Origin of the sequence: Chryseobacterium flavum (assembly GCF_003385595.1) — a bacterium.
Lineage (GTDB): Bacteria > Bacteroidota > Bacteroidia > Flavobacteriales > Weeksellaceae > Chryseobacterium > Chryseobacterium flavum.
This window is the reverse complement of the sequence record NZ_QNUE01000004.1, coordinates 140,807-162,112: the sequence shown is the minus strand read 5'-3', so window position 1 is coordinate 162,112 and position 21,306 is coordinate 140,807. Positions and strand designations below refer to the sequence as shown.

The 21,306-nt window shown below is 37.2% G+C and carries 18 protein-coding genes and 4 tRNA genes; 12 read left to right on the top strand and 10 right to left on the bottom strand.

The genetic code is table 11. The annotated features are described in order from the left end of the window. Positions 1 to 157 precede the first annotated feature (157 nt). Positions 158 to 1,453, top strand: coding sequence for a tyrosine--tRNA ligase (tyrS, locus tag DRF59_RS06330; RefSeq protein WP_115957896.1), 1,296 nt, complete (start codon positions 158 to 160; stop codon positions 1,451 to 1,453). Positions 1,454 to 1,590: 137 nt separating this feature from the next. On the opposite strand, the gene DRF59_RS06325 is transcribed toward tyrS, so the two are convergent. Then, positions 1,591 to 2,088 carry a hypothetical protein gene (locus DRF59_RS06325; protein ID WP_123873653.1) on the bottom strand — a complete coding sequence of 166 codons (498 nt, stop codon included), beginning with the start codon at positions 2,086 to 2,088 and terminating at the stop codon, positions 1,591 to 1,593. Positions 2,089 to 2,301: 213 nt separating this feature from the next. Next, on the bottom strand, positions 2,302 to 2,808 hold the full coding sequence (locus tag DRF59_RS06320) for an outer membrane protein (RefSeq protein ID WP_115957892.1): 507 nt from the start codon (positions 2,806 to 2,808) through the stop codon (positions 2,302 to 2,304). 188 nt (positions 2,809 to 2,996) lie between these two features. Between DRF59_RS06320 and DRF59_RS06315 the strand changes: the two genes are divergently transcribed. Further along, complete coding sequence (locus DRF59_RS06315) at positions 2,997 to 4,991, top strand: tetratricopeptide repeat-containing sensor histidine kinase (protein WP_115957890.1); 1,995 nt, start codon at positions 2,997 to 2,999, stop codon at positions 4,989 to 4,991. Continuing rightward, positions 4,981 to 5,622 (top strand): response regulator, encoded by a 642-nt coding sequence (locus DRF59_RS06310; RefSeq protein ID WP_115957888.1) that lies wholly within the window; start codon positions 4,981 to 4,983, stop codon positions 5,620 to 5,622. Before DRF59_RS06315 ends, DRF59_RS06310 begins: the two co-directional genes overlap by 11 nt. A 49-nt stretch (positions 5,623 to 5,671) precedes the next feature. Here DRF59_RS06310 and DRF59_RS06305 read toward each other — a convergent pair whose 3' ends face one another. Further along, positions 5,672 to 6,091 carry a hypothetical protein gene (locus DRF59_RS06305; protein ID WP_241505484.1) on the bottom strand — a complete coding sequence of 140 codons (420 nt, stop codon included), beginning with the start codon at positions 6,089 to 6,091 and terminating at the stop codon, positions 5,672 to 5,674. 248 nt (positions 6,092 to 6,339) lie between these two features. Here DRF59_RS06305 and DRF59_RS06300 point away from each other — a divergent pair, with 248 nt between their 5' ends. The 3 genes from DRF59_RS06300 (at position 6,340) to DRF59_RS06290 (ending at position 8,945) form a co-directional block, all read left to right on the top strand. Beyond that, a complete protein-coding gene (locus DRF59_RS06300; RefSeq protein WP_115957884.1) occupies positions 6,340 to 6,978 on the top strand; it encodes an alpha/beta hydrolase in 639 nt (212 codons plus the stop codon). A gap of 115 nt (positions 6,979 to 7,093) precedes the next feature. Further along, complete coding sequence (locus tag DRF59_RS06295; RefSeq protein ID WP_115957882.1) at positions 7,094 to 8,416, top strand: PDZ domain-containing protein; 1,323 nt, start codon at positions 7,094 to 7,096, stop codon at positions 8,414 to 8,416. Between the two features lies 1 nt (position 8,417). Continuing rightward, the gene (locus tag DRF59_RS06290) at positions 8,418 to 8,945 is read left to right on the top strand and encodes a hypothetical protein (RefSeq protein WP_115957880.1); all 528 of its coding nucleotides are present in this window, start codon (positions 8,418 to 8,420) and stop codon (positions 8,943 to 8,945) included. Here the strand turns inward: DRF59_RS06290 and DRF59_RS06285 are convergent. Both DRF59_RS06285 and DRF59_RS06280 read right to left on the bottom strand, forming a co-directional pair. After that, positions 8,938 to 9,966, bottom strand: a complete 1,029-nt coding sequence (locus DRF59_RS06285) for a L,D-transpeptidase (protein WP_241505483.1) — start codon at positions 9,964 to 9,966, stop codon at positions 8,938 to 8,940. The two genes, DRF59_RS06290 and DRF59_RS06285, sit on opposite strands and share 8 nt — an antisense overlap. Before the next feature lie 127 nt (positions 9,967 to 10,093). Then, positions 10,094 to 10,852 carry a response regulator transcription factor gene (locus DRF59_RS06280; RefSeq protein ID WP_115957876.1) on the bottom strand — a complete coding sequence of 253 codons (759 nt, stop codon included), beginning with the start codon at positions 10,850 to 10,852 and terminating at the stop codon, positions 10,094 to 10,096. A 560-nt stretch (positions 10,853 to 11,412) separates the two neighbouring features. Between DRF59_RS06280 and DRF59_RS06275 the strand changes: the two genes are divergently transcribed. The 6 genes from DRF59_RS06275 to DRF59_RS06250 all read left to right on the top strand — a co-directional run bounded on the left by DRF59_RS06275 (position 11,413) and on the right by DRF59_RS06250 (position 20,377). Next, the gene (locus DRF59_RS06275; RefSeq protein WP_115957874.1) at positions 11,413 to 12,462 is read left to right on the top strand and encodes an AraC family transcriptional regulator; all 1,050 of its coding nucleotides are present in this window, start codon (positions 11,413 to 11,415) and stop codon (positions 12,460 to 12,462) included. Between the two features lie 138 nt (positions 12,463 to 12,600). Further along, positions 12,601 to 15,447 (top strand): TonB-dependent receptor, encoded by a 2,847-nt coding sequence (locus DRF59_RS06270; protein ID WP_115957872.1) that lies wholly within the window; start codon positions 12,601 to 12,603, stop codon positions 15,445 to 15,447. A 21-nt stretch (positions 15,448 to 15,468) separates the two neighbouring features. Further along, entirely contained in the window at positions 15,469 to 16,650 is a 1,182-nt protein-coding gene (locus DRF59_RS06265) for a phosphatidylinositol-specific phospholipase C domain-containing protein (protein ID WP_115957870.1), read from the top strand. 106 nt (positions 16,651 to 16,756) lie between these two features. Beyond that, positions 16,757 to 17,320, top strand: a complete 564-nt coding sequence (locus DRF59_RS06260; RefSeq protein ID WP_115958181.1) for a helix-turn-helix domain-containing protein — start codon at positions 16,757 to 16,759, stop codon at positions 17,318 to 17,320. Positions 17,321 to 17,402: 82 nt separating this feature from the next. After that, positions 17,403 to 19,811: a heavy metal translocating P-type ATPase gene (locus DRF59_RS06255; RefSeq protein ID WP_115957868.1), complete on the top strand. Its 2,409-nt coding sequence runs from the start codon at positions 17,403 to 17,405 to the stop codon at positions 19,809 to 19,811. A gap of 347 nt (positions 19,812 to 20,158) precedes the next feature. Beyond that, positions 20,159 to 20,377 (top strand): heavy-metal-associated domain-containing protein, encoded by a 219-nt coding sequence (locus DRF59_RS06250; RefSeq protein WP_115957866.1) that lies wholly within the window; start codon positions 20,159 to 20,161, stop codon positions 20,375 to 20,377. Between the two features lie 65 nt (positions 20,378 to 20,442). On the opposite strand, the gene DRF59_RS06245 is transcribed toward DRF59_RS06250, so the two are convergent. The 5 genes from DRF59_RS06245 to trxA form a co-directional block, all read right to left on the bottom strand. Beyond that, positions 20,443 to 20,516 (bottom strand) — tRNA-Asp (locus DRF59_RS06245). A gap of 30 nt (positions 20,517 to 20,546) precedes the next feature. Beyond that, a tRNA-Asp gene (locus tag DRF59_RS06240) sits at positions 20,547 to 20,620 on the bottom strand. Positions 20,621 to 20,652: 32 nt separating this feature from the next. Next, positions 20,653 to 20,726, bottom strand: a tRNA-Asp gene (locus DRF59_RS06235). A gap of 33 nt (positions 20,727 to 20,759) precedes the next feature. Further along, positions 20,760 to 20,833 (bottom strand) — tRNA-Asp (locus DRF59_RS06230). A 132-nt stretch (positions 20,834 to 20,965) separates the two neighbouring features. After that, entirely contained in the window at positions 20,966 to 21,283 is a 318-nt protein-coding gene (trxA, locus tag DRF59_RS06225; RefSeq protein ID WP_027374941.1) for a thioredoxin, read from the bottom strand. Positions 21,284 to 21,306: the final 23 nt, after the last annotated feature.

Here is a 21,306-nt window from a genome sequence, read left to right as displayed (position 1 = left end):
GTGAATTTGCAGGATATTTTTAATATTCACAGGCATTTCTTTTATTACTTCGCCTTTCAAACTTCTCAGTTCATTCTACGGCCATACTTCCACCTTTTTCGTCTTCATACTTCTGAAATTACTATCTTTGTACCGTAAAATTTTAAAGTAAAAATCAATGAATTCCTTTATAGAAGAACTTAAATGGCGAGGTCTTTTTGCCGATATGATGCCCGGAACCGATGAACAACTGAATAAAGAGGTAACAACTGCATATATTGGTTTTGATCCCACTGCCGATTCTTTACATATCGGAAGTCTTATCCAGATAAAGATTCTTGCACACTTTCAACAGCACGGGCACAAACCCATCGCGCTTGTAGGAGGTGCTACAGGAATGATTGGAGACCCGTCCGGAAAATCAGCTGAAAGAAACCTTCTGGATGAAGAGACTCTTTTACATTATGTGGACTGTTTAAAGAACCAGCTTTCAAGATTTTTGAATTTTGATGGTAATGAACCTAATAAAGCTGAACTGGTAAACAACTATGACTGGATGAAAAACATTTCTTTTCTTGATTTTGCAAAAAATATAGGAAAGAATATTACGGTCAACTACATGATGGCAAAAGACTCTGTAAAGAAGAGATTTTCAGGAGAAGGCGGTGCAGACGGAATGAGCTTTACAGAATTCACCTACCAGCTGATCCAGGGATATGACTTCCTTCATCTGTACCAAAACAACAATGTAAAACTTCAGATGGGAGGTTCGGATCAATGGGGAAATATCACTACAGGAACAGAATTGATCCGCAGAAAAGCCCAGGGGGAAGCATTTGCATTAACCGTTCCTTTGATTACAAAGGCTGATGGTTCTAAATTCGGAAAGTCTGAAAGCGGAGAAAATTACTGGCTGGATAAAAAGAAAACCTCTCCATATAAATTCTACCAGTTCTGGCTGAATGCAACAGATGAGGACGCTGAAAGATTTATCAAGTTTTATACTTTCTTAGGAAAAAATGAGATCGAAGCTCTTATTGAAGAGCATAAGACAGCCCCACACGAAAGAAAGCTTCAGAAAAAGCTGGCGGAAGAAGTAACGGTATGGGTACATGGTCAGGAAGAATATGAAAAGGCACTTAAAGCTTCAGAAATCCTTTTCGGCCGTTCTACTGCTGAAGATCTTGTAAGCCTTGATGAAGAAACTTTCCTTGAAGTTTTTGACGGGGTTCCTCAAAAAGAAATTGCAAAAGCTGATGTACTGGGGATCAGTATTATTGATCTTCTTTCTGAAAAATCAGGATTCCTAAAATCGAAAAGCGAAGCCCAAAGAGAAATTAAAGGAAACTCTATTTCCATCAACAAACAAAAAGTAAATGATACTTTTACCGCTAATGAAAGTGACCTTATTGACGGTCAGTTTTTATTGCTTCAAAAAGGTAAAAAAAGCTATTTTATTGTAAAAGTAATATAATCAAAGAGGGGGGCTATATCAGTCCCCCTCTTTGATTATTAATTATATAAAGGCTAAAATCAATATTGAGAACATTTCTTATGTTGAATTACTCCGTATTGAAAAACCAGTATTAACAATTTACGTTCCCCTCATTTTTAAAATGTATAATTCTTTGTAAAATCCGCTCCATCGGCAGTCAGATTGATGGTTTCGTTAACCACCAGCTGATTATCTTTCTCTATTTTATACGTTCCGGTAATAGTTGAATTAAAGTTAATCACCTGAATGGAGGCAGATAATGCCGCAATAGGGGTATTGGTTTCAATTGTATAGGATTTGGTTGCTCCCGAAAAACTATTTTTATTCAGCCCTACTACTGTTTGTCCATTTTGTACGGCACCATTAATTTTCCATAATGAACTGTCATTTTGATGGTTACCTCCTGAAGCCACTACAGATACATAATCATCGGTGGCATTCACACCGTTTAAAGTAACTGTTATTTTATAATGAGAGCTGTTTATTCCTGCGCCATTTCCATCGCCACCTTCATCGTCATTACCACCACAGGATACGATAAATCCCAGTAACATTAATGTGAAAAATACAGTGAAAAGATTCCTAAACGATTGATATAAATTTATTGTTTTCATATTTTTAAAGATTTAGTTTAAATTCAAAGAAGTTTAATTGATATTTTATAAAAAATCACCATTCTTTTATAAAAATATCAATTAAAAACCGGGAAAAAACTCCCTGTCCTATTGAGAAGATTATCAATTTTAAAAGCTGAAAGTCCATCATATGATCTGCATCAGCTCTGAAAAAAGTATGGTGAAAAGGATATTTGGTGTTTGTATTACCGTCTAGAATTTATAGGTAAGGCCGGCTTTTCCTCCGGAAGCCACAGTTCCTCCTCCTAATTCTACATGCACAGCAAGATTATTCGTGAAAAAATATCGGGCACCTGCCTGCCCTACAAACCCTACTCCTGATGATTCCCCTCCAAAATAATCATAATCAGATCCATTATATTTATAGGAAAAAGAATTGTATGCCAGTGTAGCACCTGCATAAATATCCCATTTATTCGGAATCTTCAGCAGAGTATTAAAGTGATAGTTCCCGTTTACACCAATGCCTAACCAACTCCCTTTAATATCTCCTGCATACTTTTTACTGGCATAACTTCCTTCAATGCCTACCGTAATATCATTATGGATAGCATAATCCACCCCTACAGATACAGGAGTTCCCCATCCATTGGCTACTCCGATATCAACATTGACCTGGGCTTCCCCTTTTTGTATCCTCTGTGCATTCAGACTGCCAACCAGAAGAATACCCCCCAGTAAAAAAATTCTCTTTGTCATTTTATATATAAGTTTTTAAGTTATTATCTTACCCGGTTATGATGCCTGCAAAACTATCAGAGAACAGAATAAATAGCAACCCTGAAAAAAGTGTATTTTTTTCTACCTATTTTCAGGTATTTTCCAATACATGAATTTTTAGCTATCTTCAACCTTTATAAAAAAACTATCAAACCGGAATTAATCAAATGAAGAAACTCCTGTGTTTTCTATATATTTTAGTTCATTTCTCATTACAGGCACAGGGATTACTTCCGCTGAATGAAAAGAAATTTACAGATAGCTTACAGCTTGCCATCCAGAGTAGTATAAGCAACTCTTCCAGGGCTAATGCTTATTTTTTACTATCCCGTTATTATAAGAGCACAGATACCCTGCTCAGTAAAAAGTATCTGGAAAACGGGAAGCGTGCCGGTGCGGGAGATCCCTTTATCACCTCTGTCTATTATTATTACAAAGGCCAGTATTATCAGGATTTCAACAAAGAAAAAGCAGCAATATCCTATCGTAAAGCTATCGAAACTTTACCCCGGCTAAAAAGTAAAACAGCTGATTATTATTTAGCCTTAAGCTGGTATAACTATGGTATCCTGCAAAAAAATAAAGAAGGATATCCGTTTCTGATTAAAACCATGCTGGAAAAAAGCATTCCCACCGCCGAAAAACATGGAGACAGCAAAATCTTAGGTTTTCTCTATACTCAACTGGCATTAATGCTTACCTACAATGCTGAGTTTAACAAAGCTCATCATTACAATGAAAAAGCCCTCCAGATCCTTGAGAAAAAAGCTCCTGCATCTGCTGAATTATTTTACGCCTATCTTAATATCAGCAGCAATTATTGCTATCAGGCTAAATGTCTTTCCGGAAAACAGTATTTAAACAAGGCAGGAGAGATGATTCATTCTTATCCTGAATCTTCTTCCAATACTCTTTATTATTATAACAGGGCATTATATTTTATCGGACAGCAGGATCATGAACAAGCTCTTCAAAACATAGAAAAGGGATTATATTATGCTAAAAAATTCAATCAGAAGCTTCAGATGCAGATGTTCTATTTCCATAAATATGATACGTTTAAAAAATTAAAAAGATATACAGAAGCCAAAAGTCTCTTAGAGGAAATTTTAGCAGAGAAAACCCTTGCACAGGATCTTAATAACAGAAAAACCATCTATAGCCATCTGGCCAGCATCAATGAAATTATCGGAAATCTCAGCCAGGCTTTATTGTGGGAAAAGAAATATTCTAATCTGAACGACAGTATAAATGCTGAAAATATAAAACTGGAAATCAATAAGCTGGAAGCTAAATTCAGTGCTTCTGAAAAAGAAAAAAAGATAGCGTTCTTAAATGCTGAAAAGAACCAGAAGCAGATGGAAGTTAATAAGAAAAACTCTTACCTATGGGTTCTGAGCCTTGTTTTGTTGTTATTCCTGAGCCTTTTAATTTTTTTATTCGTTATTTACAGAAAGAATAAAAAGCTGTCAGAACAAAAAGAGATTAACCTTCAGCAAAAGATAGAAGATATAAAACAGAAAGAGGAACTGGCTCTTACAAAAGCCATTCTGGAAGGTGAAGAAAGAGAGAGAGAACGTGTGGCAAAAGACCTTCATGATGGTTTGGGAGGGATGCTGGCCGGGGTGAAGATTAACCTTTCCACCTGGTCTTCCCATAATTTGAATCCTGAACTGCACCGGGATTTCTATAAGATCCTGAACCAGCTGGACAATTCGGTAGCGGAACTAAGACATGTAGCCCGGAACCTGATGCCTGAATCACTTCTCAATTTCGGTCTCGAAACAGCATTACATGATCTTTGTGAATTTTATACCCGGAAAGATCTGGATATTTACTTTCAGCCTATCAACATTGAAAAAGACCTTCCTTTAAAGATCCAGTTGAATATTTACAGGATTGTCCAGGAATTATTAGCTAATGCAGTGAAACATGCCGAAGCCAGTAATATTTTATTACAATGCTCCCAATCCGATGATAACTTTATGATCACCATTGAAGATAACGGAAAAGGATTTGAAAAAGATATTGAAAAAACAAGCAAAAGCATGGGACTTCGGAATTTGAAAAACAGGGTAAATTATCTGAAAGGAAAAATGGAGGTCAGTTCTGATAACCAGGGTACAACAGTTAATATAGAACTTAATATTGATGGAGAATAGAAAAATAAATATCATTATCGTAGACGATCATCCCATCGTCATTGAAGGGCTTAAAATGATGTTGAACAATCAACCTCGCTTTAATGTTTCTGAAAGTTTCACCTCCGGCTCTGAAATCATTGATTTTATCCGGTCCCATAAAGTAGATATTATTTTACTGGATATTACCCTTCCGGACGCTAACGGGACAGAGTTATGCAGGGAAATTAAAAAAATTTCTCCCGAAACGGCTGTGATTATGTTCAGTAACCGTTCAGAACGAAGCATCATCATGCAATCTATTCAGAATGGGGCCAGCGGATATATCCTTAAGAATACCTCCATAGATGAACTGGTAGTATGTATTCAGGGAGCCTATTCGGGAAATATTGTTTTCTGTAATGAGACCAGGCAGATCATCAGTAAGCCTTCTCAGAATGACCTTCCGATTCCGAGACTGACCAAACGGGAAAAACAGATCCTGCAAATGGTCGCAGAAGGTAAAACAAGCATGATGATTGCTGATGAGTTATTTTTAAGCCCTCTTACAGTAGATACACACCGTAAAAATTTACTGCAAAAGTTCCATGCAAAGAATTCTACCGAGCTTATAAACCGGGCCGTACAGCAAAACCTCATTGAAATAAAATAAAAAGACCGCTTTAAACAGCGGTCTTTTTATTTTATTTCAATATTGTATTTTACAATTCCAGAAAGCTATAATCAATTGAAGCAACCAATTCACCTTTCCCTGTTTTCTTATCAGTCCTTACGATTTCCCCGTCTATCCAAAGATTGATTGTCAATTCTGAATCAGTTTCAGGAAGTACTGCATTAGCATCCAGATTTAATTGAGCCTGACTGGAATTCACAAAAAACTCATCACTTTTCCATGTAGTACCTACGGGATCAAAAATATCGTTTTTATTAGTACCTACCTGTGTTACAATTGTTTTAATAACCCCTCCGGTAGTGGTTTTCACTTCGAACTGAACCACATGGTCCTGAAACTCATCGTCATCATCCTTTTTACAGGAAGTAACTACTGTAATCACAGAAAATAATAAAACGAATAAAAAAGAAAGTCTAAGTAAACTTTTTGATTTGTAAAATTGCTTCATTTCTCCAAATAGATTTTTTAATGTTTCAAATATAAGTTTTTTATTAATATAAAAATAACTTTTATGAAAAATTTCCAATAAAGATTTACAAATAATATCAAATCAGCAAAAACACATCATCGAAAAAAAATCAATTAATACAAACTAATATCATTCATTTTTTTATACAAAATATAGCGTTCTAACGATTCATTTAATGAAAACAAAACTTAAGATTTACAATGTGAATTATTAATTATATTTGCTGTATGAATTTAGATTACCTAGTAAGAGAACCGGAAAATATCACTTCCAATACTCCTATTCTTTTTATGCTGCACGGATACGGCAGTAATGAGCAGGATCTGTTCAGTTTCAGGGAAACACTACCGGAAAACTGGCTTATTGTAAGCTTCAGAGCACCGAGGAATACACAGTTTGAAGGGTATTCCTGGTTTGATATTGATTTCAATAATCCCGAAAATTTTATTGACATAACCCAGGCAAAAGAATCTCTGGAAGCTACATTGGAAAGCATCCTTAAAATCATTAACCATTATGGGCTCACTGAAAGTAAAGTGAATCTGTGTGGTTTCAGTCAGGGAGGAATGCTATGCTATGCACTGGCATTGAAATACCCTGAATTATTCAATAATATTGCCTGTTTAAGCTCCTATCCGGAAGAAAAATTACTGGATAATATTGTAAAGGATAAAAAGAAACTGGAAAAATTGCGCTTTTTCATCTCACATGGTACCGATGATGCAGTTATTCCACTTGAATGGGGAAGAAAAGCAGCAGACCTGCTTTATGATCTGAACTGTTATTTCACATTCCGTGAATATATGAGCGGGCACGGTGTAAATCAGAAAAATTATATTGACCTGATGGATTTTTTTTCAAAATAAATTAATTTTAAATAAATTCAATAAAACATACAACATCATTGCATTTCATATAAACATTCCTGCATTTGGAATGTTTTTTTATTGATGATTGAGTTTTTTTCATTAAATTCAGTAAATGAAATTAAGATTTCTTTTACTGGGATTATTTTTATGCATTTCCATAAATGCCCAGAATTCTTTTGAGCTGATCAATTCTAAAAAAACAGTTATTCCTTTTCAGTTTATTAACAATCTTATTTTTATTCCGATCAACGTAAATGGAGCCGAACTTACTTTCATGCTGGATACCGGAGTTGCGGAAACTCTTCTTTTCAGCCTGGAAAATAAAGAGGTAAAACTGGAGAATGTTGAAAAAATAAAATTTTCAGGGCTAGGAGGAAGTTTAAGTATTGACGGTTTAAAATCCGAACGGAATACAGCCCGGATCGGAAAAGATATTATCAATTCCTCAATGTCTCTTTATCTTATTCTTGATGAGGAGTTTAATATTTCCTCTCATGTCGGAATACCTGTCAATGGGGTCATTGGATATCATTTTTTTAAAAATCATCCTGTCTTAATAGACTATACTTCAAAAAAAATAACAGTATATGAAAACATAGACCTGCTGAAAAAGAAGCTTAGAAAATTTGAAGAATTTCCTATGACCATTGAAAAGGATAAACCTTATATCTATGGAGATGTAGAAATGACCAATGAAAAGAAAAGCTCTAAATTACTGATTGATCTTGGAAACAGTGATGCAATATGGCTGTTCCCTACCCTGATTAAAAACTTTGTTTACAACAGGCCGAATATCGATGACTTTCTGGGTCGTGGGTTTAATGGAGATATTTATGGAAAAAGAAGCCGGATCCATAACTTTTATCTGGGAAAATTTCAGTTTGAAAAGCCCCTTACTGCCATGCCTGATGAATTTTCCATTCAGCATGTTAATTTAGTTGAAAACAGAAAAGGTTCTGTGGGAGGAGAAATCATGAGAAGGTTTACCGTTATTTTTGATTATGCCGGCAATAAACTATATTTGAAGAAAAACAGAAATTTTGATGATCCTTTTCACTTCAATATGAGTGGTCTGGACTTTAAGCAGGATGGCCTGGAATGGGGACAGGAAAGGGTAAAAATAGAAACCAAAACATATTCTACCAATGCCCAGGAAGTATATAACGGAGATTCTTTCCGTTATAGGTTTACTCTGATGCCGGTATTTTCCCTTGCCGGAGTACGGAAGGATTCCCCTGCGTATGAAGCCGGACTAAAAAAAGATGATAAAGTTCTTAGCATCAATGGAAATAAAGCCTCTGAAATGACTCTGGAAAAGATCAATGAACTTATGAAATCTTATGAGGGACGAAATATAACCATGGTTGTTCAAAGGAAAAATGAAACACTGACATTTAATTTTACACTGGCAGACCCAATACCTTATCAAGAATAATATGAAAACGGAAGAAACTACTTTAGACAGAATAAGAACCCGGCCAAGATTCAAAATGTTTACGCACCTTACCAAAGAAGAATATGCCGAAAGCTTAAAAAAATATCTCACTGAGCATAAAAATGAGTTTTCCGGCAACATCAATAAGGAAGTGGCAACAATATGGGCAGAAACACCGGACGATAATTACTGGAAACCTCGTCTTTCCTTACGGGTGGAAATTGAAGATGAGCACACGGTTATTCGTGGAGTATTTGGTCCAAGTTCAGCGGTATGGACATTTTTCATGTTCCTCTACTTTTCTTTTTCAATCCTCTGGATGACTTTTTTTACCATGTATTATGTAGAAAAACAAATAAAAAGCGCCGAATACCCCTGGGCACTAAGCGCTTCTTTTGTGATGTTATTTTTTATTCTTCTTACCTATGCTGCAGCAAGATTCGGACAGCATAAAGGAAAGGAAGAAATGCTTAAACTGAGAAAGTTTGCAGAAGAATCTACTTTACAGTTTGAAAAAAAGATTAATTAGAGGGCTCTGCAGGTTTCTCATTTTCAATAGGGGCTGCCATCGCTTTGGCAGCATTGATAGAGTCTACTACTTTTTCTCTGTTAGCCTGTTCTTTCAACATTTTCGGAACATCCGGTTCCAGCAGTTTGGTAAGCTCTTCCACTGAAATATTATTTGCATTCGGATCATCCAGAAGCTTTCTCCATGGTTTTCTGCCTCCCCATTTATAATCTCCAAATACCATTACAGCCGTTCCTTTTGCTTTGGTAGTAGCGCCACCGGGATTCAATATCCAGGTATCTGCATAAGAGTACAGCCACTGCGCATCTTTTCTGAGCAATCGTAAACATGAATGTGATGCCGGATATCCCGGAAGTGTATATTCATGCCATCCGATCCCTCCTATATTGTGGATATTAAAATTATAAGGAAGTTTCCATTCACTGCTGACAGTAGAAATAGCCAGTTTTTTCTTCCAGTTGGCAAACGTAAGTCCCCGGGTTGTTTGGGCAGATTTCTTCCCCATACTGGTTGGCCCCCATTTTACAAGGGTTCCGTTTGAGTATACAGCATAAGCTTGTATCGGGTACGAGAAAATAACAAATTTCTTCACCTCATTTAATACATCCAATTGTAAAGGGAAGGGTGAATAAGCCATTAATGTAGTATCTATTTTTGCAGGAACCACCAATGTATCTGCATTCCATTTGCTTTTAGAATCAAGTCTGTTCAGGGCAAGGATAGCAGTACGTTCTTTTTCATTATATTTTTTGCTGAACTCTGCATAAACAGAGTCCCTCATTTTTTTATCTTTTGGAAGTACCAGAGCATTATAAAAACCATCTTCCTGCATGGCGGGCGGTGCAGACTCTTTCTTCACTGCCGGTACAGAATCTTTCTTTATTGAATCCTTTTCTGTTTCCGAAGCTTCTGACACTGATGATACCGTATCTTTAAAAGTATCGCTGATCTTCTCTATTTCTTTTTTACAAGAAACAAGGAATATTGCACTTAAGCAAGCATATAAAAATGATTTTTTCACAGATATGTTTTTCATAAAATAAAACAGGTCATTTAGTTTGGCTACCCAGTACAAATATCAGACCTAAAATTGAATCATAAAAGACATTTCTTAAAAAAATCTTAAAAACCTGTAACAAAGGCTTGTTTTACAGTAATTTATTGGTTTTTGCATAAGCCAGAGCCTCTGCAATATTACCTACTCCAATTTTTTCAAAAAGTTTTTTCCGGTGAAATTTTACTGTATCGGCGGTAATAAAAAGCTTTTCTGCAATTTCATTGATTGTTCTTCCGCTTGCATGCAAGCTTAAAATCTCATATTCTCTTGAAGAAAGTTTTATTTTTTCACTCCTTTCCCATGCATCAGCTGCCAGATCATATTTCCAGATCTCATCAGATCCGTCCTTACTTAGAACAACATTTCCCGACGAATTGTTGCTGGAGAGCGAAACCACACATAACGCTTTCCACACCTGTCCTTGCTCTGTAAGGAACATCGGGGTAAGCTTATGATTTACAAGTATCAGATTTTTCCTGCTGTTAATAAGATAGAAGTCATAAGAAATTGAATACAGCTTTCGCTCATGTACAGGAATCGTGTCATAAAACTTAAATCCTGCTTCATTTATTTTAATCAGCATTTCTACATCCTCCGCCTTTACATTCTGGAAATAAAAAGCATACCCCAGTTTTTTTACCTCTTTTGAAGTTTTCCCACACAGGAAAAGAGGATTATCTGAAACATATTCAAATCCTTTAGTCTGATAATTAATAACATACAGGCTTTGGTAAGTGGTCCTTGAAAGGGCCTTTACTGCCTCCAGATAATCTCCGGCCTGGCTGTAATCAATTCCAGCATCTTTACTGACCTCATTTTTGTCATTGAAAAATCTGTTAATTCTATCCATAAGCTTTAAATATCAACATATACTACCCAAAAGAGTAGTTTTTATTCTGATACCACAAATCTACACAAAAGTGTAGTAGTTTTCAAAATACTGTGATTTACTTTTGTGACAGGATTTGCATGATTGTACCTGTTTAATGCTCCATCCCAGGGAAGCGTTTGAAACGCACCTATGTAGTTATCAATAACCATGATATAAGAAGCTGCCTAACAATTCGGCCAAGTAAAGTAGATTTCGCCATTGAAGTTTTTATCGTCATAACTTAAGTAATGAAAACTATTCAGACTAAAATATTAAAGACCTAAGGCCGGATTCAAGGAGCTCCCAAGATCAGTTTTCAGGGCAGATTTATTCTGTTTTTAAAAAAACTGATCAAAAAACACCATATTACGATCTTTCTATTACTGTCCCACAAGACAGTAATTTTTTTTACCTGGAACGTCCAGATACCATTCATAAAACTAATGTAAAAATTTTCACAACCATGATCTTTAATATTTAATAATTTGTTAAAGAACCTATGGACATATTATCTATAATTTTGAAAAAATATCAGGGAAATGCTATACATTATTATGGTAGTTGTACTACAGGCACTTATCACTCTTACACTGTTGATGTACCTCATCAGAAACAGGGAATCTGTACTGAATATGTTATTACTGTATATTATAGTGGTCGTACTGGATATGGGATATGAATATTTCATTATTCAAAGATTTGGATATGAATCAGTTTTGTATGAGATTCCCGGAAGTCTTCGTATTTTTAAGGGGCTCATTTTCTTATATATTACCACTTACATGATAAAAGCCGGATGGAAGGATAAATTAAAATATCTTATAGTTCCTCTGGCACTGGTTGTCATTCATCATGTTATCTCACTTTCGGCAAAAATTTTTGAATTTTCCTGGGCTGATATAGCGATCAGATCCTACAAATCTTATTTCATTTATTATACATATTACTGGGTAGGCTGTCTTTCCTTATGCCTTTATCTCCTGATAAAATATCGAAAACAAATTAATCACCCTGTCGCAAAAAATTTCCGTTACCTGGTTTCTTATGTGCTGCTAGGGGTACTGATTTTCTGGGGGGTTCACCTTTTAGGATGGAGTACGATAAGGTTTCAGAAGATTTACAGCCTTTTATTCCTTATTCAGTTCGGATGGATTTCGTACGTTTATATTTTAACGTACCAAAACAGACTGCAGGATCAACAGCAAAATCCGGAACCTTCAATGTCTAAAGAGACCTATCAATATAAAGACCTTTCAAAAATAGACTTTACTTCAGTAGAAAATGCAATTGTTTCTTTCTACCAGAACTGCCAGATGTATCTGGATGAAGAATTTACCCTGGATCAGCTTTCCCGTCAATTGAAAATAAATAAAGCAGAATTAAGTATCACTTTTAACAAGCACCTCAATTCTAACTTCCACGAATATACCAACAGGTGCAGAATTCAGCATTTCAGACAGATTCTTGAAGAAGATCCTTCTGCCAGCGTAACAGATCTCGCCTTTCAATGTGGTTTTAAATCCAAATCTACATTTTATAAATACTTCAAAAAAGAATTTGACTGCCTTCCCTCTCAGCTTGTACATTAGTTACAATAATTTAACATTAGTAAATAATTGATTATCAATACTGTTCACCACGAACTCAAAAGAAATAGTTGTATGAAATTTAAATGAACTAAACTTTTTTCGTGAGCCAACACCTTTGCAGTAAATTTTTTTACAGAAATGGAACGAAAAAGACTTTTCTTAACAAAAGCTGCATTTTTTCTTCTTGGGCCTTTAGCCTTTGCACAGACAACAGTTCACGGAATTGTAGTGGACAATGAGGGAAACCTTCCGAATGCCCTTGTTTATATTAAGGATACAGGAGAGAAAATCACCTCTGATACAGATGGCTCCTTTGTCCTGAATAATGTACATGATGGAAAATATCAGCTTATTGTTGAATACAAAGGGTATGACAGCATGCATATTCCCTTTTTGGTATCTGATAAAAAGGAGGTTGATCTCGGATTGATCAGATTAGGATCAAAACCTAAAGAAAACAATATCCAGGAAGTAATTGTTACCAGCGTATATAAAGCATCGCAGGCCCGGGCAATCACCATGAAGAAAAATTCCAACACCATCACAGAAGTTCTTTCTGCAGATGCCATCGGAAAGCTTCCGGACCGTAATGCGGCAGATGCGGTACAGCGTATGCAGGGAGTTTCTATTGAACGGGACATGGGTGAAGGACGTTTTGTTGCAGTAAGGGGTACCCCTGTTCAGTGGACTGCTTCCACATTAAACGGGAACAGAATGCCAAGTGCCAGTGGCGACAATGCCAATCGGGGTGTACAAATGGATATTTTCCCTTCTGAACTTATCCAGAATGTAAGATTATCCAAGGCTCTTACTCCGGATCTTGACGGTGATGCAATTGGAGGAAATGTGGACTTTATCACCAAAACCTCTCCTAATAAGGAAACTCTTGCCATAAGTACGGCTTCAGGCTATGTCAATATGTCCAGGTCCCCTACCTACAACACCTCCGTAGTATATGGAAACAAAATTACCAACAAACTTAAATTTATCTCCTCAGCTGTAATCTGGGAACGCTACACAGCAATAGACCAGATGAGAAATATCTTTAACTACGGACTTAAAGACAAAGCCGAATCCTATTCGATTAATCAGCTTCAGCTTCGTGATTACCAGGCAAACCGAAGAACACTGGGATTTAACTTAGGGGTGGATTATGAGATTGACAGCAGGAATAAACTATACTTTAAAGGATTGTACAGCCAGTATAAAGATGGTCAGTCAGTAAGGGAAACTTATTTCAACTTTGACAATAAGAATGTTATGCTTCAGGCAAGACATGCGGATTATATTACCGGCCTGTATTCTATGCAAATAGGAGGAGCCCATCAGGTTGGCCGGCGCATGGAAATCAGCTGGTCATTATCCAAAGCCCGTTCAGAATTTAAGTTCAATTCACCCGGTAATCTTGATCAGAGTGAAAGAGGGTATCCTATAGTGAATTTTATACAACCTATGACCTATGGAAGTCTGTCTGCAAACGGAAGAAAATATATGGCCATGGATGCCCCGGACGGTATTGGTGATACTGGAGAATATACTCTCCCCTATAATCAGCAGAATATTTCAGCAGACAAACTAAAACTAAATCAAATCATCCTGAGTCAGAACCATAACAGTGAAACAGATCTCCGCGGGCAAGCTGACCTCAAATATAAAGTATCAGATAATTTTGAACTGAAATTCGGGACCAAGTACAACAATAAGGAAAAAATAGTCAACAGCTCACTCCTTGTCTGGATGCCTAAATCTTCATTGGGAGTTCCCGGAGCTCCGGTTAGCTATCTGAATCAGTTTAACCGTGAAGACTTTCCTTACAGGGGAGGTTTTATGAATCCTCTTGGTAACCCTTATAATGCGGTGATCATAGATCAGATTACCAACGGGCAAATTGACCAGATGTATAATACTGCTGTACAAAACAGTTTGGGCCTGGCACAGGTAAGCACCAAAGACAGTAATTCAAATATTACCAGCTCTTACAGAGGGACTGAAAACGTATGGGCATCATATCTTATGGGAACCTGGAAAGTATCAGATCATATTCAGTTATTGGGAGGCCTCAGAAATGAATATAATGATGTTACATTCTGGGGAAAAAAAGTAATTTCTGATAAGGCTAATAGGGCTGAGGATATTAAAGACAATAAAACCTATAACGTATTGCTTCCTATGGTGAATATGAAGTGGAACCTCAGCGACAACCGTATCCTCAGACTTGCTTATACCCGTTCCTTTGCAAGACCTGATTTTAATGATCTGAATCCGGGAACGATTGTCAACGATATTTCTAATACAATAACCCAGGGCAATACAAAACTGGACCCTACTTTCTCCAACAATTTCGATATGATGTTTGAGAACTATTTTGGAAAACTTGACCTTATCACAGCAGGTGTTTTCTATAAGGACATCACCAATCTTATCTACAAAGATCAGTCTGTGGTAAATATTGACGGGCGGTCATACACCTTTACAGCACCTAAAAATCTGGAAGGAGCCCGGTTGTTTGGTTTTGAGTTCGGAATATCCAAACGTTTTGAAAACCTTCCCGGTTTCTTGAAAAACATAGGTTTTGAAGGAAATTATACCTACATCTCTTCTAAAATGAACATGCCGGTTTACGAAAACGGAAAGCAAACAGGAACAATGTCTACCACTATTCCTAACCAGGCAAAACATATTTTCAATACCATTTTATTCTATGAAACCAGTAAACTCATGCTGCGTCTGGCAGGAAACTATAAAGGGAACTATGTAAGTGAGATCAGAGCAGCAGCAGGCGCAGATCATTATCAGTATTTTGATAAAAACTTTACAGTAGATCTTTCCACTTCCTACGCCATTACCAGGAAAGTCCGCCTGTTTATAGAGCTCAACAATATTTTCAATGAGCCCAATCGTTACTATATGGGCGTAAAAGACCGGGTAGAAAATATTTCTTATTCAGGAATACGCGGACAACTGGGAGTCAATTTCAATTTTTAACCAACAATAATTTTTATTCGTATGAAAAAAAATATATATAGCGCTGCATTTTGTGCAGCAGCATTATTACAGGCACAAGATAAATGCCAGAATATCAGAATCAATCAGGTACAGGTAGTGGGAACTCATAACTCATATGCCCAGCCGGCAGACCCCCGGGTACTGGACTTAGTAACTCCGATTCTTAACGGGATGATGCAGAAGTACAGCAGCAGTATGTCTGAAGAACAAAAAGCCAAATTCAAAGAATATCATCCCTATGGTATGGATCTGAAAGAAGGACTGAATTATAACCATCCTGATTTTAATGAACAGCTTAATAGTAATCTCAGGGGATTGGAAATAGATGTTTATTACGATCCGGAGGGCAACCGTTTCAGCAATCCTGCTACCTATCAGATATTAAAAGCAAAAGGAATTACTGACCTGGCTCCCTTTAAAACGGAAGGGCTGGAACAACCGGGCTTCAAAGTGCTGCATATGGCTGATATTGACTTCAGATCACATTACCCCACTTTAAAAGACGCTCTTACCCATCTCCGAAAATGGTCTGACCTGCATCCTGATCACAGCCCCATTTTTATGATGATTGAAGCCAAAGACTCAGGATTCCCTGTTTTTGAAAACAGTACGAAAGTTTTACCTTTTGATAAAGCGGCTTACGATGCCCTGGACGAAGAAATTTTAAACTATCTGGGGAAAGACAAGATCATTATGCCCAAAGATGTTCAGGGGAACTATAACACCCTGAAAGAAGCGGTTATGCATAATAACTGGCCAAAGCTTAAAGAAAGTAAAGGAAAATTCATATTTATGCTACTGCCGGGAAGTGCCGGAACATTATCTTCCAAAAACAATCCTTACCTGATTAAAGGTTCTCTTAAGGAAAGGGTGATGTTTCTCAACAGTGAGCCGGATGATTCTTTTGCAGCATTTATATTACGTGATAATGCAATAATAAGACAAAAAGAAATCCGGGATCTGGTAAAACAAGGGTTTATGGTAAGAACACGGTCAGATATTGAAACTTACGAAGCAAAAACTAATGATTTCACACGTTCCAAAGCTGCATTCAGCAGTGGAGCCCAGATTATTTCCACGGATTTTTTCCGCCCGGGAAACACCTATAATACGCCCTATTTCGTACAACCCCCACAGCAAAAAGATTATGTAAATAATCCTTTGAACAATTCATGTAAGTAATAGATAACCGATTCTGTAAATAGAATCGGTTTTTTATTTTATATAAACGCCTATTGATGAACCTTTCGATTTTAATTGTAAATTTGGGAACGCCAATAGAATGAATATGAATACAATTTTCATTAAAAATATGGTTTGTAACCGCTGTATTATGGTCATCCAGAATGAATTGAATAAATTGGGGCTGGAGGCCAAAAGTATCAAGTTGGGAGAAATTATCTTTGAAAAAGAACTTACCCAAAAGGAAAAAAAACAGCTGGAAGATACATTGGTTCCACTGGGCTTCCAGGTCATTGATAACAAGAAAAGCAGGATCATCGAAAAAATAAAGAATATCATTATAGATCTTGTTCACCATCAGGACAACCATATCAAAACCAACCTTTCTGAAGTATTGAGCAGTGAGCTCCATCATGATTATAATTACCTGTCCAATCTGTTTTCAGAGGTAGAAAGCACCACTATTGAGAAATATTTTATCGCTCAGAAAATAGAAAAGGTAAAAGAACTATTGGTATATGATGAGCTTTCATTAAGTGAAATTGCTTTTCGCCTGAACTATTCCAGTGTTGCTTACCTCAGTAACCAGTTTAAAAAAGTCACCGGGTTAACCCCCAGCCATTTCAAACAAATAAGGGCTGACAAAAGAAAGCCGCTGGATAAAGTTTAAATCTTACAAATCAATTCCAAAATTCCACAATAGCAGACCTTGATAATATAGCCAATTTTGTAATGAAATAATTCATACAAATATGGCAACAAATATAATCTATCTTCCTTTGGAAGATGTTGAAAGCGAACACTGCGCATTAATTGTTGAAAAAGGGCTGGCAGAAGTCAGAGGAATTAAAGAACATAAAGTAGAGCTCAATAACCGGAGAGCAGCAATTAGTGCAGACAACAACGAAGTGGTTGCAGATGCAGTTAAAGCCATCAAAGATCTCGGATATGGCGTATCCACCGTTAAAAGTACTTTTCCGGTGTTGGGAATGACCTGTGCTTCCTGTGCCGGCAGTGCCGAAAGTATTGTAAAATATCAGGAAGGAGTTGTGGAAGCTGCTGTAAATTTTGCAACAGGCAATCTTACCGTAGAATATTTACCCAATATGACGGATGCGGTAAAATTACAAAAAGCAGTACAGTCTGTAGGTTATGATCTGCTTATAGAAGACGGGGCTAAACAGCAGGAAACCCTGGAAGCCATTCATATTCAAAAATTTCAAAAGTTAAAGAGTAAAACCATTTGGGCAATTTTTTTGTCTCTTCCCGTTGTAGCGATTGGAATGTTCTTTATGAATATTCCTTATGCCAACGAAATTATGTTTCTGTTTTCTACACCGGTTGTTATCTGGCTTGGCAAAGATTTCTTTATAAATGCATGGAAACAGGCGAAACACCGATCTGCAAATATGGATACTCTGGTAGCATTAAGCACAGGAATTGCCTATATATTCAGCGTTTTCAATATGTTTTTTGCAGATTTCTGGCACCAGAGAGGCCTGCATGCCCATGTGTACTTTGAGGCTGCCTCAGTTGTCATCGCATTTATTCTTCTGGGAAAATTACTGGAAGAAAAAGCAAAAGGAAATACTTCAACTGCGATCAAAAAGCTGATGGGTCTGCAGCCCAAAACCGTTATTATAATAAAAGCAGACGGCACAGAAAAACAAATTGCTATTGAAGATGTAAATGCCGGGGATATTATTCTTGTAAAACCGGGCGAAAAAATTGCGGTGGACGGGATGGTAACTTCAGGCAGCTCATATGTAGATGAAAGTATGCTGAGCGGCGAACCGGTTCCGGTACTGAAAAAAGAAAACGAAAAAGTATTTGCAGGAACCATCAATCAAAAAGGCAGCTTTCGGTTCAGGGCGGTAAAAGTAGGTAAAGAAACCATGCTTGCCCAAATTATCAAGATGGTACAGGATGCACAGGGAAGCAAGGCCCCGGTTCAGAAACTGGTAGATAAAATTGCTGGTATTTTTGTTCCTGTTGTAATCGGAGTTGCTGTTCTGACCTTTGTGTTATGGTTTTTCCTTGGAGGTGAAAACGGTATCGTACAGGGATTGCTGGCAGCTGTTACAGTTTTGGTAATCGCATGTCCGTGTGCATTGGGATTGGCTACTCCTACAGCCATTATGGTAGGGGTAGGTAAAGGTGCAGAAAACGGAATTCTGATTAAAGATGCAGAAAGTCTTGAAACCGCAAAAAAAGTAAATGCAATTGTATTGGATAAAACAGGAACAATTACAGAAGGTAAACCTGAAGTGACAGGCATTCAGTGGATGAATAATAATGATAAGGACAAGGCTGTTTTGCTGAGTATTGAAAAACAATCGGAACATCCTCTTGCTGAAGCTGTAGTAAAACATCTGGAAAATGCAGTATCCAAGGTCACTTTATCCATGTTCAACAGCATTACAGGCAAGGGAGCAATGGCTGTTTATAACCATGAAACCTATTATGTGGGAAATAAAAAACTCCTGGATGAAAATCATATTATCATTCCAGATCAGTTACAGGAACAAGCCACACAATGGGGTAAGGAATCAAAAACAGTGATTTGGTTTGCAGACAGCAAGCAGGCAATTTCTGTTATTGCCATTTCTGACAAGATCAAAGAAACATCAGTGAAAGCTATAAAGCAAATGCAGGAAATGGGAATTGACCTTTATATGCTTACCGGAGATAATGAAGCTACGGCCAGGGCTATTGCAGAACAGACCGGTATTAAACATTACAAGGCAGAAGTTTTACCTCAGCATAAAGCTGATTTTATAAAGGAACTTCAGAAACAGGGCAGAATCGTCGCTATGGTAGGAGATGGAATCAATGACAGTACAGCTCTGGCTACCGCAGATGTAAGTATTGCAATGGGCAAAGGAAGTGATATTGCAATGGATGTAGCCAAAATGACCATCATTTCATCAGATCTTACCAAAATACCGCAAGCTATCCGTCTTTCCAGACAGACTGTTACTACCATCAAACAAAATCTGTTCTGGGCCTTTATTTACAATATTATCGGCATTCCTGTAGCCGCCGGGATTCTTTACCCTGTCAACGGCTTCTTGTTAAATCCGATGCTTGCAGGTGCGGCAATGGCTTTGAGCAGTGTAAGTGTAGTAAGCAACAGCCTCCGCCTGAAATGGAAAAAGTAAACAGTAAATATTATAAATCAATCAAGGAATAACACAATAATTCCCTCTGAAAGAATAATCAAATTTGTATTAAAAAAAGACCGACATGAAAGTTATTACAATCAAAATACCTGGAATGCAGAGCCAGCATTGCCAGACAAGAGTAAAAAAAAACAGTAGAAGAAATTGAGGGTGCTCAAATTCAAACTCAGGAACCTGGTAAAATAACCGTTTTTATAGCCTCTGATCCCATAAAAAGCAAAGTGATTGATGCCATAGAAAATGCAGGATATCCTACTTTTTATGAAGAAAAGAATAATTAAAAAATCACCAATTAAATTACAACCATCAATTAAATTTTATAAACAATGGAAAATAAAGAATTTCAATTCAAAACAAACATCAATTGCGGCGGATGCCTTGCTTCTGTAAAACCTTTTCTGGATAAGGCGGAAGGTGTATGCCACTGGGAGGTAGATATCACGGACAAAGATAAAGTGCTTACTGTAAAATCGGATGGGATTACCGAAGAGGACGTTATAGCAACGGTACAAAAAGCCGGCTTTAAAATTGAACCGGTAAAATAATAGGCTATTTAGCAAAAAAGAAAACCTGTAAAGATGCTTTACAGGTTTTCTTTTTTATTGAGTTGCGATCCGGACGGGACTCGAACCCGCGACCTCCGCCGTGACAGGGCGGCATTCTAACCAGCTGAACTACCGGATCAATTTTTTAAAGAAATTGATAAAACTTCTGCGATCCGGACGGGACTCGAACCCGCGACCTCCGCCGTGACAGGGCGGCATTCTAACCAGCTGAACTACCGGATCAATTTTTTAAAAAGAAATTGATAAAACTTCTGCGATCCGGACGGGACTCGAACCCGCGACCTCCGCCGTGACAGGGCGGCATTCTAACCAGCTGAACTACCGGATCATTTTGTTTTAAAAGTAAATTGATAAACTTTTGCGATCCGGACGGGACTCGAACCCGCGACCTCCGCCGTGACAGGGCGGCATTCTAACCAGCTGAACTACCGGATCATTTTTGTTTTGTTAAAGAACTTCGTTTCTTTTTCGTGGTTGCAAAATTACACCTTTTTTTATTACCTGCAAATTATTTTCAAAAAAAATACCTCCCAATAATGGAAGGTATTCATTATCAAACTTATTTTTTTATAAGTGAGCACTTAGCTTTTCAGCGATAACCTCTTTCGGAGCTACCCCTACTAATTTGTCTACAACTTCTCCATTCTTAAAAATAAGAACTGTAGGAATATTTCTGATACCATACTGCATTGAAATTTCCTGATTGTTGTCTACGTCTACTTTCCCCACTACTGCTTTTCCTTCAAAATCTGATGCTACTTCTTCGATAATAGGACCTAAAGTTCTGCAAGGTCCGCACCATACTGCCCAGAAGTCTACTAGTACCGGTTTATCCGATTTTAAAACCGTATCCTGAAATGAGCTGTCCGTAATTTCTAAAGCCATTTTTGTTTCTTTTATTTTAATTA

Bases quoted from the DNA above. Each gene is read 5' to 3' on its own strand.
- DRF59_RS06280 (WP_115957876.1), bottom strand. From the start codon at position 10,852: ATGGATAGAATTAACAGATTTTTCAATGACAAAAATGAGGTCAGTAAA.
- DRF59_RS06310 (WP_115957888.1), top strand. From the start codon at position 4,981: ATGGAGAATAGAAAAATAAATATCATTATCGTAGACGATCATCCCATC.
- DRF59_RS06265 (WP_115957870.1), top strand. From the start codon at position 15,469: ATGAAAAAAAATATATATAGCGCTGCATTTTGTGCAGCAGCATTATTA.
- DRF59_RS06275 (WP_115957874.1), top strand. From the start codon at position 11,413: ATGCTATACATTATTATGGTAGTTGTACTACAGGCACTTATCACTCTT.
- DRF59_RS06315 (WP_115957890.1), top strand. From the start codon at position 2,997: ATGAAGAAACTCCTGTGTTTTCTATATATTTTAGTTCATTTCTCATTA.
- DRF59_RS06320 (WP_115957892.1), bottom strand. From the start codon at position 2,808: ATGACAAAGAGAATTTTTTTACTGGGGGGTATTCTTCTGGTTGGCAGT.
- DRF59_RS06305 (WP_241505484.1), bottom strand. From the start codon at position 6,091: ATGAAGCAATTTTACAAATCAAAAAGTTTACTTAGACTTTCTTTTTTA.
- DRF59_RS06250 (WP_115957866.1), top strand. From the start codon at position 20,159: ATGGAAAATAAAGAATTTCAATTCAAAACAAACATCAATTGCGGCGGA.
- DRF59_RS06300 (WP_115957884.1), top strand. From the start codon at position 6,340: ATGAATTTAGATTACCTAGTAAGAGAACCGGAAAATATCACTTCCAAT.
- tyrS (WP_115957896.1), top strand. From the start codon at position 158: ATGAATTCCTTTATAGAAGAACTTAAATGGCGAGGTCTTTTTGCCGAT.
- DRF59_RS06290 (WP_115957880.1), top strand. From the start codon at position 8,418: ATGAAAACGGAAGAAACTACTTTAGACAGAATAAGAACCCGGCCAAGA.
- DRF59_RS06260 (WP_115958181.1), top strand. From the start codon at position 16,757: ATGAATACAATTTTCATTAAAAATATGGTTTGTAACCGCTGTATTATG.
- DRF59_RS06255 (WP_115957868.1), top strand. From the start codon at position 17,403: ATGGCAACAAATATAATCTATCTTCCTTTGGAAGATGTTGAAAGCGAA.
- DRF59_RS06270 (WP_115957872.1), top strand. From the start codon at position 12,601: ATGGAACGAAAAAGACTTTTCTTAACAAAAGCTGCATTTTTTCTTCTT.
- trxA (WP_027374941.1), bottom strand. From the start codon at position 21,283: ATGGCTTTAGAAATTACGGACAGCTCATTTCAGGATACGGTTTTAAAA.
- DRF59_RS06295 (WP_115957882.1), top strand. From the start codon at position 7,094: ATGAAATTAAGATTTCTTTTACTGGGATTATTTTTATGCATTTCCATA.
- DRF59_RS06325 (WP_123873653.1), bottom strand. From the start codon at position 2,088: ATGAAAACAATAAATTTATATCAATCGTTTAGGAATCTTTTCACTGTA.